General features: G+C 70.8%; 14 protein-coding genes and 1 pseudogene. 9 read left to right on the top strand and 6 right to left on the bottom strand.

Going from position 1 to position 13,251, the window contains the following annotated elements; genetic code table 11:
* Positions 1-155: 155 nt before the first annotated feature.
* Positions 156-797, top strand: a complete 642-nt coding sequence (locus tag ACZ4UB_RS32505; protein WP_468075761.1) for an excalibur calcium-binding domain-containing protein — start codon at positions 156-158, stop codon at positions 795-797.
* Between the two features lie 617 nt (positions 798-1,414).
* On the opposite strand, the gene ACZ4UB_RS32500 is transcribed toward ACZ4UB_RS32505, so the two are convergent.
* Positions 1,415-1,567 carry a hypothetical protein gene (locus ACZ4UB_RS32500; RefSeq protein WP_468075759.1) on the bottom strand — a complete coding sequence of 51 codons (153 nt, stop codon included), beginning with the start codon at positions 1,565-1,567 and terminating at the stop codon, positions 1,415-1,417.
* Positions 1,568-1,722: 155 nt separating this feature from the next.
* Here ACZ4UB_RS32500 and ACZ4UB_RS32495 point away from each other — a divergent pair, with 155 nt between their 5' ends.
* A complete protein-coding gene (locus tag ACZ4UB_RS32495) occupies positions 1,723-3,252 on the top strand; it encodes a helix-turn-helix domain-containing protein (RefSeq protein WP_468075757.1) in 1,530 nt (509 codons plus the stop codon).
* Positions 3,253-3,455: 203 nt separating this feature from the next.
* On the opposite strand, the gene ACZ4UB_RS32490 is transcribed toward ACZ4UB_RS32495, so the two are convergent.
* Together ACZ4UB_RS32490 and ACZ4UB_RS32485 are read right to left on the bottom strand one after the other, a co-directional pair.
* Complete coding sequence (locus ACZ4UB_RS32490) at positions 3,456-4,301, bottom strand: PaaX family transcriptional regulator C-terminal domain-containing protein (protein WP_468075849.1); 846 nt, start codon at positions 4,299-4,301, stop codon at positions 3,456-3,458.
* A gap of 35 nt (positions 4,302-4,336) precedes the next feature.
* On the bottom strand, positions 4,337-4,972 hold the full coding sequence (locus ACZ4UB_RS32485; protein WP_468075755.1) for a GNAT family N-acetyltransferase: 636 nt from the start codon (positions 4,970-4,972) through the stop codon (positions 4,337-4,339).
* A 189-nt stretch (positions 4,973-5,161) separates the two neighbouring features.
* On the opposite strand from ACZ4UB_RS32485, the gene ACZ4UB_RS32480 reads away from it, so the two are divergent.
* The 6 genes from ACZ4UB_RS32480 to ACZ4UB_RS32455 all read left to right on the top strand — a co-directional run bounded on the left by ACZ4UB_RS32480 (position 5,162) and on the right by ACZ4UB_RS32455 (position 8,662).
* Entirely contained in the window at positions 5,162-6,154 is a 993-nt protein-coding gene (locus ACZ4UB_RS32480) for an alpha/beta hydrolase family protein (RefSeq protein WP_468075753.1), read from the top strand.
* A 417-nt stretch (positions 6,155-6,571) separates the two neighbouring features.
* Complete coding sequence (locus ACZ4UB_RS32475; RefSeq protein ID WP_468075751.1) at positions 6,572-6,751, top strand: hypothetical protein; 180 nt, start codon at positions 6,572-6,574, stop codon at positions 6,749-6,751.
* Complete coding sequence (locus ACZ4UB_RS32470) at positions 6,714-7,682, top strand: ATP-dependent DNA ligase (protein ID WP_468075749.1); 969 nt, start codon at positions 6,714-6,716, stop codon at positions 7,680-7,682. Before ACZ4UB_RS32475 ends, ACZ4UB_RS32470 begins: the two co-directional genes overlap by 38 nt.
* 19 nt (positions 7,683-7,701) lie before the next feature.
* A complete protein-coding gene (locus ACZ4UB_RS32465; protein WP_468075747.1) occupies positions 7,702-8,130 on the top strand; it encodes a DUF6086 family protein in 429 nt (142 codons plus the stop codon).
* A 119-nt stretch (positions 8,131-8,249) separates the two neighbouring features.
* On the top strand, positions 8,250-8,384 hold the full coding sequence (locus ACZ4UB_RS32460) for a hypothetical protein (RefSeq protein WP_468075745.1): 135 nt from the start codon (positions 8,250-8,252) through the stop codon (positions 8,382-8,384).
* Positions 8,384-8,662 (top strand): hypothetical protein, encoded by a 279-nt coding sequence (locus ACZ4UB_RS32455; protein ID WP_468075743.1) that lies wholly within the window; start codon positions 8,384-8,386, stop codon positions 8,660-8,662. The genes ACZ4UB_RS32460 and ACZ4UB_RS32455 overlap by 1 nt, the downstream gene beginning before the upstream one ends.
* A 183-nt stretch (positions 8,663-8,845) precedes the next feature.
* On the opposite strand, the gene ACZ4UB_RS32450 is transcribed toward ACZ4UB_RS32455, so the two are convergent.
* Positions 8,846-9,289 carry a DUF732 domain-containing protein gene (locus ACZ4UB_RS32450; RefSeq protein WP_468075741.1) on the bottom strand — a complete coding sequence of 148 codons (444 nt, stop codon included), beginning with the start codon at positions 9,287-9,289 and terminating at the stop codon, positions 8,846-8,848.
* 164 nt (positions 9,290-9,453) lie between these two features.
* Positions 9,454-9,567, bottom strand: a pseudogene (locus tag ACZ4UB_RS32445) (LysR family transcriptional regulator); the annotation flags it as partial.
* Positions 9,568-9,649: 82 nt separating this feature from the next.
* Here ACZ4UB_RS32445 and ACZ4UB_RS32440 point away from each other — a divergent pair.
* Complete coding sequence (locus ACZ4UB_RS32440; protein WP_468075739.1) at positions 9,650-10,546, top strand: MBL fold metallo-hydrolase; 897 nt, start codon at positions 9,650-9,652, stop codon at positions 10,544-10,546.
* 498 nt (positions 10,547-11,044) lie between these two features.
* Here ACZ4UB_RS32440 and ACZ4UB_RS32435 read toward each other — a convergent pair whose 3' ends face one another.
* Entirely contained in the window at positions 11,045-13,207 is a 2,163-nt protein-coding gene (locus ACZ4UB_RS32435; protein ID WP_468075737.1) for a protein kinase domain-containing protein, read from the bottom strand.
* Positions 13,208-13,251 lie beyond the last annotated feature (44 nt).

Genomic DNA, 13,251 nt, shown 5'->3' with positions numbered 1-13,251 from the left:
CAAGCTCGAGCTCCCAGCTGCCGGTACCGATCCCTTCACCGCGGGCCGCTTGCCGCACGACTCCGAAGGCGTATCCGGTCGCGGAGCAGTGCGGGGTGGCACCGTTCTCATCTACTTGCTCGGTTTTGGAGACGTGTGTGTATCCGACCCCTGAAGTGACCTTGACCGAGCCGGTCCCGGTGCGTCGGTGGCATCCGCTGCTGGCTGTTCCCGTCGTGGTGCTCGCGACGCTGTTCGTGCCGCCCTTCGGAGCGGCGCTCGCGTTTATGGCGCGCTGGGACAAGGCCGGCAGGGCGGTGACGGTCGTTCTGGCCTCGCTCTGGTTCATGGTGCTTCTCGCCGCAGTCAGCTCGGGACAGAAGACCGTGCAGGACGATGCCAAGCCGCGAGTGCAGCCGGTTGTCACCGTCACGGTCACCGCCGCACCCCCGTCAGCGCCCGCGCCGGTGGCTCCGGCTACGGCCCCGGTGGCTTCACCGTCTCTTTCCACGCCGACCGCCCCCACAGCGAGTGCGCCGGCATCTGATGCCGCTGTCGCGCCGCCGCCTGCTGAACGGCCGTCGGTGTCGCGGCCAGCCGCTGCCGACGACGGCAAGACCCCAAGCCGGGCCGACGCCCCCGCGATCACTGGCCCGTCATCAGACCTAAGCAGTTCCAGCAGCTCCGGCTCCGGTGGCGGTGCTTCGTACCGGAACTGCACCGCCGTCCGCGAGGCCGGCGCAGCACCGATCCGCCGTGGCGACCCCGGATACGGATCGCACCTCGACCGTGATGGCGACGGCATCGCCTGCGAGTGACCCGGAGGCGGCACCGGATGGCTGAGCACCTCGTGGAGGACCACTTCGCCTGGGTAGACGAGCAGATTGATCGGGACTGGTGGGACTCTGATGACGCCGCCGAACTGCGTCTTCCCCATCCGGCGCCCGGCGGCTTGCTGCCTTGGGGTGAGTCAGCCGAGGGCGACCGGTTCTTGTGGAGCTCCATCGAGCACAGCCCGCGGAAGTGGCGGGTCACCGTCGCGTCTCGGAACGGGGCTGGTGGCACTACGAAGGCGGAGTCGTGCAGTTCCTGGCCGAGCTCTGTGACGGAACGCTGGAACCGTGGGCGCTACCCCCCCGTCAGCCCTGAGGTCACCGATTCCTAACTGCCCGGTCAGAGCTGGGGTGAGAACCGCTCGGGGGGCTTGCGTGTCTTGATGATGCGGCGGGTCATGAGGATGATGGCTGCCCAGGTGACTGAGCGGGTCGGCGCCGATCCGGGGCGCTCGCATGCGCGGCGGCCGCGTCGCCGTAGCGAAGCAGTCCCTCGGATGAGGCAGGTTCGGCCGATATCCGATCAGGCTGCGGTGCGCGCTTTCTCCAGCTTCATGGCGACGGAGGTTGCCGCCGTTACCGGGGGGCCCGGGATGGTTCGGTCAGGAAGTGGTGTGGTCGGTATCGGCGTTCCGGTTGCGGAGCTTGGCCCGGATCTTCTTGGCTGTGTACCCGGCCCCGCTGATGAGGGCCGCGGCCAGGACGTTGCCGAGGAGGTCATGGCCGAGGAAGGCGTAGAGCATGGACAGCGTCATGGTCTTCTCCCCTGTTGAGAGGGCGGACTGGGTGAGAGGAGCGTGACCGGCGAGTGCCTGTCCAGGGGCGAAGGGTTGTATTGCGGCTGGTGGGAGGGGAATCGGGTTGGTCATGAGGTGGTCAGGACTGGACGGGATGGCGGGGGAGGGGCGCGGTGGCGCAGCAGCGTGAGATCGACAAGAAGACCGCGGGCGGGCAGCTGGCGCTGTTCCTGGTCCGGCTGACCGGGGGTGCGACGGTCCGACAGCTGGCGGACCGCTTCGGCCGCAGCAGCTCGACGTGGGGGAACTACCTCAACGGCTCCCAGCTCATCCCCAAGGACCTCGTCAGGAACCTGTTGGAGGCGTTCACCGAGCCCGGTCCGGCCCGAGATACCGCGGTGAGGGACGCCTGGGAGCGGTGGAGTGCGGCGGACGCCGAGCGCCGGACCGCACGCATGGCGCCCGGCGGGGAAGTGGTGCGTCAGCACCAGCGCCGGGACGACGCCCTCCAACAGGTCGTCAAGTACCAGGCGCTCGCCGCGAACGCGGAGAAGCACCTGGCGGAACTACGCCCGATGCTGGCCTTCACACAGAGCCGGCTGGAGAACGCCGAGCTCCAGCTGCGGCTGGCCGGTGAGCGGGAGCGGGCCCGGGGAGAGCGCCGCCTGGGTCAGGCCAAGGAGTGGCTGGGCCGTGTCCGCATCCAGCAGGAGCGAGCCCGCGGCCGCCGGATGACGGCGGAGGAACAGCAGGACTTCTGGATGACAGAGGTGCTCAGCGCCCAGGAGGAGATCAGCCGGCTGGAGCGCGAAGCACAAGACGTCCTCGTAGTCCCGCCGGAGCTGCTGCGGCCGGCTCACCGGGACACGGCGGACGAGGTGGACGAGGTGGCCTTCGAGGCCCTTTTGGATCACATCACGGCCGAGGGCCTCGAAGACGACGCCCTGATCGAGGAAGACCTCCAGCCCGACGAGGAAGACCTCCGGCCCGACCACGACCTGGACGGGCCATCGATCCTTGTGGCTGTCCAAGACGCTGTCCAACCCGTGTCCAAAACCGTGTTGGACAAGGCCCCCACCAGCAGCGACACCGAGCGCCAGGCCGCCCTGACCCAGGTGGCACGGGCACTCCACGCCGCCGGCCCGGCCCGCCTGGCCACAGCTCTCCACGCGGCCGGTCCCGCCCGTCTCGTACCGGCCCAACGCGCGGCCGGTCCCGTCCGTCGTGTGCCGACCCACCGCGCGGCCACCACCCTGGAGGCAAGCCCCACTCCGCCGTCGAGGCGGGACCCGCTGTGGGTGGAGTTTCTTCTGTGGCTGGGGCTTGTCACCTACGCGCCGAAACCGACCTCCAGCCCCACCACCGTTCCCGCCCCGGGCCCGGCTCCGAAGACGGAGCCGTCCCAGATCATCAAGCTCCTCAAGGTCTTCCGCGTTCTGCTGGGCGTTCTGCTCGGTGTCGTCCTCGTGATGACCTACTTGTCCGGCCAGATCCAGGCCGCCAAGCACGGCAATGTCAGCGCCCGGTGGGCAGATGTGCTCGCGACGACGGTCCTCTGCCTCGCACCGCTCTACATCTCGCTCAGGCTCGTCGGAGTCCCGAAGACCTCCGCAGGCATTCTGGTTCCGGCCTTCCACCTGGTCTGGATCATCCTGATGCTCTTCGACCTCTTCCCCTGGCCCGTTCCGCAGTATGCGAAGTAGTAGCGCAGCTCCAACTCCATCCGTGCAGGCCCGTGGACTTCGGTGGGGACAGTCTGGAGCGAGCCGGCCTGGAGTCTTCGAGCGTCAACCCGAGGTCCGCGCGGGCGGGCTACCTGCGTGTGTGTCTGGTGGTGCCAGGTGTCGGCTACACCCGAACATGTACCGGTTGGTACGCATCAAAGGGCACGCCCTCTGTTCCGTCTTCAGCGCGCGGCCCGGGCTGCTGCTTCTCGGGTGATGTCGGCGTAGAGGCGGAAGAGGGCTGGGCGGGCTTCGCCGCCTTCGCGTTCGTGCAGGACCGCCCAGCACCGGGCAATGAGCTCCCGGGCCTGGGTGCCGGGCCAGGGCTGGGGCAGGAGCTGAGGCGGCAACAGCGGGTCGGGCTCCATGGCGCGGGTGAGTTCGGCGGCGAGCTCGACCGCGATGGTGAGGAGTGCCGACGGGGAGAGTCCGGCAGGGCCGGTGAGCCGGGCGAGGCGGGGCCGGGCGAGGCGGCTGAGGCGGTGGTAGCGGTCGGCGATCTCCTGCAGGGACCACAGGCGGCGGGCGAGTTCGACAGGCTCTTGGGTGTCGCCCTTGCGCAGGTCGGTCGTGGTGAGAAGGGTGAGCGCACTATGGGCGCCGAGGCGGTGGGCTGCTTCTTCGACGTACGGTTCCCAGGCGTTGGCGCAGACGTACAGTCCGCCCTGGAGCGGGGCGCCGCCGAGGTGGACGAGCGTCTCACGCAGGGCGTCCCGGGCCGTGCGCGCAGATTCGGGCACCGCGAAGGCGGCCAGGTGCCAGACACCGTCCCAGGGCGCGAGCCCGGCGTCTTGCTGGAACGCGTGCCGGAGGAAGTCCGCGTTGGGAGCCAGGGCACGCGTGGTGTCCGCGGTCGCGTGCAACTCCGCCTTGCGGCCACGGCCCTCGTGGCTGAACCGTCCCTCGGCCACGAGGCGTTTGACGCAGAGCCGCACCTGTTGGTCGCTCATGCCCAGGGTGTTGGCGACGGTGTAGAGCTCGCCCGCGCTGACGGTGCCGTCCTCGCGGATCAGCGCGTGGACGAGCATGCGGGTGGGGACCTCGACGTGGTCCGCCTCGGTGCTCACAGTTCTCTCGCCCCTCTCGTTCCGACGGCGCGACGCATGGTGGTCACCGCGCCGAACCCCAGCAGCCCGCGCAGGTAGGGCATGCGCTCGGTCCGCACGGCCGTGAAGCCGCGCCGCTCGTACAGGGCCCTGGCGCGCGGATTGGTGTCGATCACGTCCAGTCTGATCTCCCGGCAGTGCTGCTCCGCCGCGACGGCGACCACTTCCTCGATGAGCAGGCTCCCGACGCCATGCCCGCGTATGCCCGGGTCCACGGCGATGCCGTCCATGACGAGCTGTCCGGGGGCCGGGTGGCGTTCGAACAGGGCGAGGAGCAGGAGTCTGGGCAGCCCCCGCAAGTGTCCGTACACGCGCAGCACGGCGGAGGCCGATCCCCCGGTGAGGGCACGGCCGCCGAGCTGGTAGCCGGCGAGGCCGACGAGCTGCCCGTCGAGGAGCGCGCACACCGCGCGATCGGCGTTCAGGTGGGCGGCGATGAAGGGCACCGCCTTGTCCGGCGGGTTCAGCGCGGGGCCGAGTTTACGGCCGAAGGCGTCCCAGTACATCTCGGCCGCCCGCCGCTCGGCGCCGGCCGGAAGGCCCCGCCGGACCGTCACCGGTCCAGTACCGGTGTCCGTCGTGTCCAGTCCCATGCCGTGCCCTCCTCTTTTCTCACTGCAACCCGAAACTCAAAACTATCATTCTTACTACGACCGTGCTTGTGCTGATAGTTTCAGGTTCGCTCACCCGAACAGAGGCGGTCAGGTCCGATGCATCCAAAGATTCCGTTTCAACGGCGCGGGCTCCGCATAGCCGTGTGGTCACTCGTCACGGCCCTGGTCGTGGCTGCCGGTCTCGTCGGTGTGGTGCTGTGGCAGCACTCCTACGCCATGGACGAGCAGCGGGTATCGATCCGCCACGGCGGCCACACCCTCAACGGAGTACTGGCCACCCCCAAGGACAGCCGCAAGCACCACGGCCTGGTCGTGTACGTCCACGGCGACGGCCCCGTCGACGCCACCCATGACGACGGATACAAGCCCCTGTGGGAAGCGAACGCCAAGGCCGGCTACGCCTCCCTGTCCTGGGACAAGCCCGGCGTCGCGGGCGCGCCCGGGAACTGGCTCGGCCAGTCCATGGACGAGCGGGCCGACGAGGCAGCCGCCGCTATCGCCTGGGCGCGCGCCCGCCCGGACATCGACGGCGACCGGATCGGGCTCTGGGGTGTGAGCCAGGCGGGCTGGGTCCTGCCGAAGGTGGCCGCCAAGACGCCCGTGAGCTTCGTCATCGCCGTCTCGCCCGCGATCAACTGGCTGCAGCAGGGCCGCTACAACCTCCTCGCCGAGCTGCGCGCCGACGGCGCGTCAGCAGGCCGTACCAACGCGGCGATCGCCAGGAGCGACACCACCCGACGGTTGCTGGAACGCCACGCGACCTTCGAGGAGTACGTCAAGGCCATGGGCGGCGACGCGGACGGCATGACCGCCGATCGCTGGGGCTTCATCTCCAAGAACTACACCGCGGACGCCACGCAAGACCTTCGCGCCCTGCGCGGCGTACCGGTGCTGCTGGCCCTCGCGGGTCATGACATCAACGTAGACACCGCCGACACGGAGCGCGTCTACCGCGAGGTGCTGGACGCGGGCGGCGCGTTGACGGCCGAGCGCTACCCGGACGCGACCCATTCATTGCTCAAGCAGTCCGTCGAGCAGTCGGACCTCAAGCTCACGCTCACTGCGCTCTTCTCGCCCCGCTCGCTCTTCGCGGACGGGTTCCTGGACGGCCAACGACAGTTCCTCAAGGATCTCGACCGAGGCGGCAACGCCACTCCGTGACAGTCCAGCAAGATCGGCCATGACGCGTGGTGCACGTTCGCGTGTACCGCCCGGTGCACTTTGAAGCGTATGCCGACACCAGGGGTGTGGCCGTGGCCCGTAGGGCCGCGCGACGGGGGCCGCACCCCGACAACCCGACCCCGCGCACAGACCGCCGATGTCCCCGCCGTCAGCCCGGGCCCTTTCTGGACCCGTGCAGCGGCCGAGTCGTCCACGCGTGGCGGCTTCTCGGACGCCCACGCCGGTGAACGGGTGGGTGAGCTCGGTGACGTGCCGGTGAGTGGTGGTTCTGTAGTCACCACGACAGCTCCCCGCCGCAGGTCAGCGGGCCTGAGTGCCGTGCTGCTCGATGGCGGCGCGTCACCCGTTTGTACGTGCCTGGGTGCCGGTGAGGCTGGTGGGGAAGAGGCTGGGCGCATGTCCGCCAAGCTGATCGTCCACCCGGCCGACGAGCAGGGCTGGCGCCGGGTCCGCTACGACGGCACCGCTATCGGGGTCGCGCACCGCCCCTCCGACATCCGGGTCTTCCTCGCGACCGCCGGCGCAGGCCGCGGAGTCGGTGCCGGTTGCGTCCGGGGCCGGCGCGCTGCCGTTTGATCTGATCCAAGACCGTTTCCCCGAACTGGTCGCGGCGGGCGACGCGCAGCTGCCCGCCGGACTGGTCCTCGATGGCGAACTCCTCGTCTGGGATCCGGAGGCGGGCAGGTTGTCGTTCGAGGCGTTGCAGCGCGGGGCCGCTGCCCGCGGCCGCGGCCGCGGCGCGCCGGCGCCGGCGCTGGCCGCCCGCTGGCCCGCCTACTGCATGGCGTTCGACGTCCTGCAACTGGACGGACAGGAGCTGCTGGCACGCCCGTACAAGGAACGCCGCACTCTTCTGGAGGCACTGTTCACCGACCATGGCCTGACGGCGCCGTGGACGCTGTGCCCGATGACGACGGACCTCGCGACAGCGCGGGACTGGCTGGAGTCCTGGACCGACGTCTCAGGCGTCGAGGGTCTGGTCTGCAAGAGCATGCCCCAGAAGTACCTGCCTGGATGCCGCGGAGGGACCAAGGTCAGAAGGAGGGACGCCACCGAGGCAGTCATCGGCGCCATCACGGGCACCCTCGCGCACCCGCAGCTCCTCGCCCTGGGCCGCTACGACGCTTCGGGCCGACTGCGCTCCGTCGGCCGGACCGTCCCGCTGCGCCCGGAGCAGGCGCGCCAAGTCGCCGAGCACCTGGCGGCCGCCGACCCCGGGCATCCGTGGACAGGGGCGCGATTCACCGCGGCGTGGGGATCCCGCGAAGTCCTGGACACGGTCCCGGCCCGGCCTGGTGGCGGAGGTCAGCGCCGACCGGGCCGTGGACCGCGGCGGCGTCTTCCGTCACCCGCTCCGCTTGCAACGGCTGCGCCTGGACGTGACGGTGGAGGACGTGCCGCAGTTCGGGGCGGGGCTGGCTTTGTTCATGAGAACGGGTTCTGGCTCACTTTCCGTGGAGGGCTGACTGACCGTAATGTCATGTGCTTGCGACGCTGGCCGGTATGACCAGCAGGGAGGGGCTGCGTTGAGCCAGTACTACGACATGGGTGACGAGACCCTGTGGAACCCGTCCAACGGGGCCTCACGGCTGTTCATGAGCCAGGTGAGCGTCTACCAAGCCGAACTGGGGCTGCCGTCCGGCATCGGACCCATGCAAGCTGACGAATGCCAGATCGACCCCATCGCGCTCAAAGAGTTCATCGACGCCCTGCTTGCGTGGCATCGGAGAACGAGTCACGCAGTCATGGCTGCTCTGTCCGAGGGCTTCGTCGCCACGATGCTGGTCCTGGCGGAGAGGGCAGGCATCGAGGTGAACTGGCAGCCAGTAGGGATCGCCGAGGGCGGCGGCCTCAAGGATGTTCAGGTCCCTGCGGCCCCGGTTTCTTCTGAGGGGGCTTGGGTAGCCGCCCTTCAGGACAAGTCACGCGAGCTGGGCCGCTTCATGGTGGCCTGAACCTGGTCGGCCCCGCGAAGTGCCTGGAAGCCATCAGGATCAAGGGCACCAATATCGTCGCCGGGTTCCAGGGCAAGGTCGAGCAGCACAACCACAACAACACCTTCGACCCGGGAGTCATGCGCGAGTTCGCAGCCCTGGTCCAGCAGCTCGCCCCGACCTACGGCCTCGATCCTGTGCAGCAGGCGGCGGCGGTGGCGCGGGTGGATGCGGCGACGGTCGCGGTGATGCGGGAGAGGCGCCCGCGGTCGTGATGCCGAAGAAGGCGGAGAGCGGTTCGACGACGATCGACCTCCTGGAATACCTCTTCGGTCCGGGCGAGCGCGACGGGCACGTCGATGCCCACCTCGTCGCGGGCTGGGATCCGGACCTGCCGTGTCCCGCCCGCACCCCGGACCGTATGACGCTGGCCGACCTGGCGCTTCTCCTGGACGCTCCCGTGGAAGCGCTGCGCGGACCGAAGCCGGAAGATCACGTGTGGCACATCTCGGTCCGCAATCACGCCGACGACCGGCTGCTGTCGGACGCGTAATCGAGCGAGGTCGCGGCCGCGATGGTGCACGCCGCGGGCATCGCGGAGCACGGCGACGAACAGGCCTGCCGGTGGATCACCGTACGCCACGCTCCCGACCACATCCACATCCTGGCAACCCTCGCGCGCCAGGATGGCAGCCGTTCCCGGCACCCACTGGCACTGTGGTGGTCTGTAGCCCCGTCAGTACGTGGGGCAGAGGTTGGTCTGCACGGCGGCGAGGATGAAGGCGGCCTTGGTGGGGCCGAAGCCGTCCGGATGGTTGGGGCTGATGAAGCGCCGGTTCGTGGAATCGACACGCTTGGTCGGGTCCTTTTCCTCCTTCATGGACTGGCACTGGCTCAGCCCGCGGCTGATGGCCTTGTCGTCTTTGCCATTGACAATCTCAGGGTCGATCTTGTTGAGCGCGGCGAGGTAGATGGCGCGCTGCTCGGGGGCGGGGCTGGGCGGGATGCCGGCGGCTGCGGCTGCGGAGCGGAGCGCCTCTGGGGCGGTGCTCGACTGCGATGCGGACGGCGGGGCCATGGCCTTGGCGTCGGACTTGGGCTTGTTGGTGACGGCCTCGGAGCAGCCGGTGAGGGCGAGGAGGCCGGCGGCCGCGAGGAGGGTGATGTGGTGGGTGCGCATCGTGTCATGGTGTCGGCGCCTGGACCGGTATGGGTGGACTGTGACTAATCCGTTACGCGCTCGCAGGGCCTGACGATCCGTCCGAGGGGGGTGGCTACATCGGGCGCGGGTCAGGGGTCGCGTAGGTGATGCCGACGTCTCCCGCGGAGATCGCGGCGAGCGCCACGACGGACCACGCGGCTCAGCGGCGGCTGGCTCGTGTGCGGCCGGGCGGCCGCCCGGCCGAAGTGCGGTTCCTCGGCGACGGCCACGTCGTAGCGCAGCGTCCGCAACTCCACGACCGGTGGCGATACCCGTTCGGCATCGGCGTCACCGAAACGGTCTTGGACGCTCGCCGGGCCCGTGCGTTGGAATCGGGGCATGAAAGACGAACCGATTCCCGACCCCGCCGTGCGGCCCTCCGACGCCCAGGAGATCGCCCCCGACCTGCTCGTGATCCCGAACCGGCGCGTCGGGCTGGTGCCCAACATCGGCGTCATCGGCGGTACGCGGGCCGTGCTCGTCGTCGACACGGGCCTGGGCACCGCCAACGCCGAGCAAGTCCTCGCCTTCGCGCTGGAAGTGGCGAAGGGCCGTCGGATCTACCTGACCACGACGCACTTCCACCCCGAGCACGCCTTCGGCGCCCACGTGTTCGCCGGCCGGTCCACCTACCTTGTCAACCGGGCGCAGGCCGACGACCTGAAGACGAAGGGGCAGGGGTACCTGGAGATGTTCCGGGGCCTCGGCGGGCCCATATCCCACCGCCTCGACGGCGTACCGGTGCCCACCCCCGACGTGGTCTACGACGACGCGGTGTACGACCTGGACCTCGGCGGGCGGACCGTCCGGCTGCGGTCCACCGGCCGGGGGCACACCAAGGGCGACCAGGTGGTCGAGGTGCCGGACGCCGGGGCGCTGTTCACCGGGGACTTGGCCGAGACCGGGCAGTTCGCGATCTTCCCGTGGTTCCCGCCGCACGATACGGACGTCTCCGGCGTGGGATGGCTGTCGGCGCTGGAGCGGATTGCCGCCCGGCGGCCCCGGCTGGTCGTGCCGGGTCACGGCGACCCCGGCGGCCCGGGCGTGCTCGCCGTCGTCGGCGACTACCTGCGCGAGCTGCGCGACGAGACCTGGCGCCGACGCGATTGCGCGATGGGCCCGGACGAGATCGTCGCCGAGGTCAGGGCGCTACTGGTCGAGCGGCACCCCGAGTGGACCGGGCAGGAGTGGATCGAACGCGGTGTCGGGTGCCTGTGCGCGGAGCACGGGGCGTGAGGTGTGACGCCCGCGGCGCACGGAGCCCGACGACCCCGGGGCAGCGCCGACGCAAGGCCACGTCGCGCGCGGCGTCCGGGGCGGTGGCGACCGCGCGTCTTCGCCCGGCACACCGGCGCTCTGGCCCCGGCCGCCGCCGAGGACGAGGTCAGGGTCGAGGACCGCGGAGCCGGCCGACACGATGAGGGCGAGGTGCCCGGCTTCGGCCCCCACCTCATCGGTGCCCGTCCCTCCTCCTGAACAGGCTGGTCCTGCCCACCGCCCCCGGCCCCTTGGCGGCGTGCCGGACCCGAGCGCCTCCCGTGCTGACGGTCCAGCCCGACGCGTTGTCGCGCGGTAGCTTCCCCACCATGAACTCCGCGGCCAGGGTCCGCAGAAAACGCGTGAAACTCGGGTCGTTCCGGAACTCGGATGCGGGACGGAGCGCGCACCGTGGCACGTCGGCCGTCAGCTCGTTCCCTGGAACGAACCGGCGACCGGGAACTCACGCTCCCGTGGTCAGTCGAGGGGGACGGACGCAAGGCGGTCGATGGTTTGGGGGTAAAGGCGGTTGCCGCGTTGGACGATCATGCTCGGGCCGTCGGGCATGTTCACGGCGCCCGCCGAGAGCGTCCACGCGACGCGGCGGGTGGCGGTGTCCACCGCGACGACCGCCTGACCGGCGCCGGCGACCGTGGCGTAGAGCTCACCGCGGAACGGGGCGGGCGCCGCCAGCATGGAGACGTACGCGCCCGGGTCGTGGGTCCACACCTTCTTCCCGGTCGACTCGTCGAACGCCTGGAGCTTCCCGTCCGCGACGTACACCGTGCCGTTCACGCAGACGGGCGCGCTCAGCAGTTTCGCCCCCTCCGGCTCCAGCTTCCAGGCCACCGCGCCCGTCAGCAGGTCCACCGCCGTGATGCGCTCCTCGAAGTCGAAGACGTGGCGGTCCGAGGCGACCGGGGGGTTGATGCCGCCCGACTTGTCGGGCGACGTCGCCTCCTGGTCGGTGCGGACCCGGCAGGCCCACAGCAGGCGGCCGTCGCGCAGGTCGACGGCGAAGACGCGTGCGGGATCCGAGCAGATCAGGCGGCCGCCGGAGATGATGGACGACATCATGAGGGAGCCGAGCGAGTCCAGGACGGCGCCCTCGACGCGCGTGCGCCAGCGCAGTTTCCGGGCACCCAGATCGTAGGCGACCAGCCAGGCCTCCTCCTGTTGTCGCCGGTCGTCCGAGCGGAAGTACGCCTTCAGGTAAAGGCATTGGGCGTCCGCGGCGAGCAACTGGGTGGTGTGGGCGAGGCCGCCCAGCACGGCCGGGTCGGCGGCGTCGGCGGGGAGGCGGCCGGTGCGCGGGTCCATGTATCCCGCGCTCGCGTTGCCGTCGTCGTCGAAGACGAGGCCCACGAGGCGCTCTCCCGCCACGACCACATCGACCGTGGCGGTCTTGGTCTCCCACAGGATCCGGCCGTCGGCCGTCGAGATACCGCGCAGGACGTCGCTCGTGTGGATCAGCACCTCGCCGGACGCGACGACCGGGGCGGCTGAGAACGGGGACGGAACCGACCACAGCGGCGCCGGTGGAGTGCCGGGCGGACGGGAGCCGCGGCCGGGGCCGGGCGCCGTAGTGGCTCCCGAGCCGGATCCGGAGCCCGAGCCCGGGAGGTTTCCGGTGGCCCAGAGCGCCGCGCCTCCGCCCACGGCCGTGAGTGCGGCGGCCGCCGTGCCCGCGAGCAGGGTGCGCCGGGAGAGGGCGCGGCGCGGGGCGGGGGCGCGCAGCGGGGCGGGGGAGACGGTGGCGACGTCCCCGATCCGGCGGGACAGGTCGGCGAGGAGGGCTTGCGGCAGCAGCTCGGCGAACTCCCCGGGGTCGAACGGCCCCCACACGTCCCGCAGTCGGCCGGGGGCGGGTCGGTCGCCGGGCTCTTGTGACAGGCAGGCGGTGATCGTCTCGCGCAGCCCGTCCGGCAGGCCCGTCAGGTCGGGGTCGGCGCTGTCCCGCAGCAGTTCGAGCGTGCTCTGCCGGCCGCGGGCGTCGTAGGGGCCGTGACCGGTCGAGGCGAACACGAGGACCGCGGCGAGGGCGAACACGTCGCCTTCCGGGCCGGGCGGTCGCCCGCGCGCCTGCTCCGGTGACATGTAGGCCGGTGTGCCCGCGAGCTCCGCGGTCTCGGTGAGACGGGGGCTGCCCGGGGCCTGGGCGAGCCCGAAGTCGATGAGGCGCGGGCCCTGCGCCGTGACCAGTACGTTCGACGGTTTGACGTCCCGGTGGACGAACCCGGCACGGTGCAGGGCGGTGAGGGTGGCGGCCAGCGCGGAGCCGAGTTGGCGGACGACCGGTTCGGGCAGTGGCCCCCCGGCCGCCACCGCCTCGGTCAGTGAGGGTCCGATGAGGTATGCCGTGGCCAGCCAGGGCCGCGCCGCGTCGGTGTCGGCGCCGAGGTAGGCCGCGGTGTGCTCCGCTCCCAGGGCGCGCGCGGCCTCGGCCTCCATGGTCAGCCGCTGACGGTAGCCGGGCCGGTCGCGCAGGTCGGACCGGACGGTCTTGACGGCGGCGAGCCGGCCGCCGGCGGTGCGTGCCAGGAAGATGGTCCCCATGCCGCCGCCGCCCAGCCGGCCGAGGAGGGTGTACTCCCCGAGGCGTTCGGGATCGTCGGGCAGCAGGGGCAGGAGCGTGGACATGACCGGTGGACTCCTTCGGGGCAGCGGTGAAGCCGTGCGTGTGC

The organism is Streptomyces sp. NPDC028419, from assembly GCF_055565515.1.
This window is presented reverse-complemented; position numbering and strand designations above follow the sequence as displayed.

Coding starts and splice junctions, on each gene's coding strand:
- ACZ4UB_RS32475 (WP_468075751.1), top strand. CDS start 6,572: ATGTCCGCCAAGCTGATCGTCCACCCGGCCGACGAGCAGGGCTGGCGC.
- ACZ4UB_RS32485 (WP_468075755.1), bottom strand. CDS start 4,972: ATGGGACTGGACACGACGGACACCGGTACTGGACCGGTGACGGTCCGG.
- ACZ4UB_RS32440 (WP_468075739.1), top strand. CDS start 9,650: ATGAAAGACGAACCGATTCCCGACCCCGCCGTGCGGCCCTCCGACGCC.
- ACZ4UB_RS32450 (WP_468075741.1), bottom strand. CDS start 9,289: ATGCGCACCCACCACATCACCCTCCTCGCGGCCGCCGGCCTCCTCGCC.
- ACZ4UB_RS32490 (WP_468075849.1), bottom strand. CDS start 4,301: ATGCTCGTCCACGCGCTGATCCGCGAGGACGGCACCGTCAGCGCGGGC.
- ACZ4UB_RS32435 (WP_468075737.1), bottom strand. CDS start 13,207: ATGTCCACGCTCCTGCCCCTGCTGCCCGACGATCCCGAACGCCTCGGG.
- ACZ4UB_RS32460 (WP_468075745.1), top strand. CDS start 8,250: ATGCGCGAGTTCGCAGCCCTGGTCCAGCAGCTCGCCCCGACCTACGGC.
- ACZ4UB_RS32455 (WP_468075743.1), top strand. CDS start 8,384: ATGCCGAAGAAGGCGGAGAGCGGTTCGACGACGATCGACCTCCTGGAA.
- ACZ4UB_RS32500 (WP_468075759.1), bottom strand. CDS start 1,567: ATGACGCTGTCCATGCTCTACGCCTTCCTCGGCCATGACCTCCTCGGC.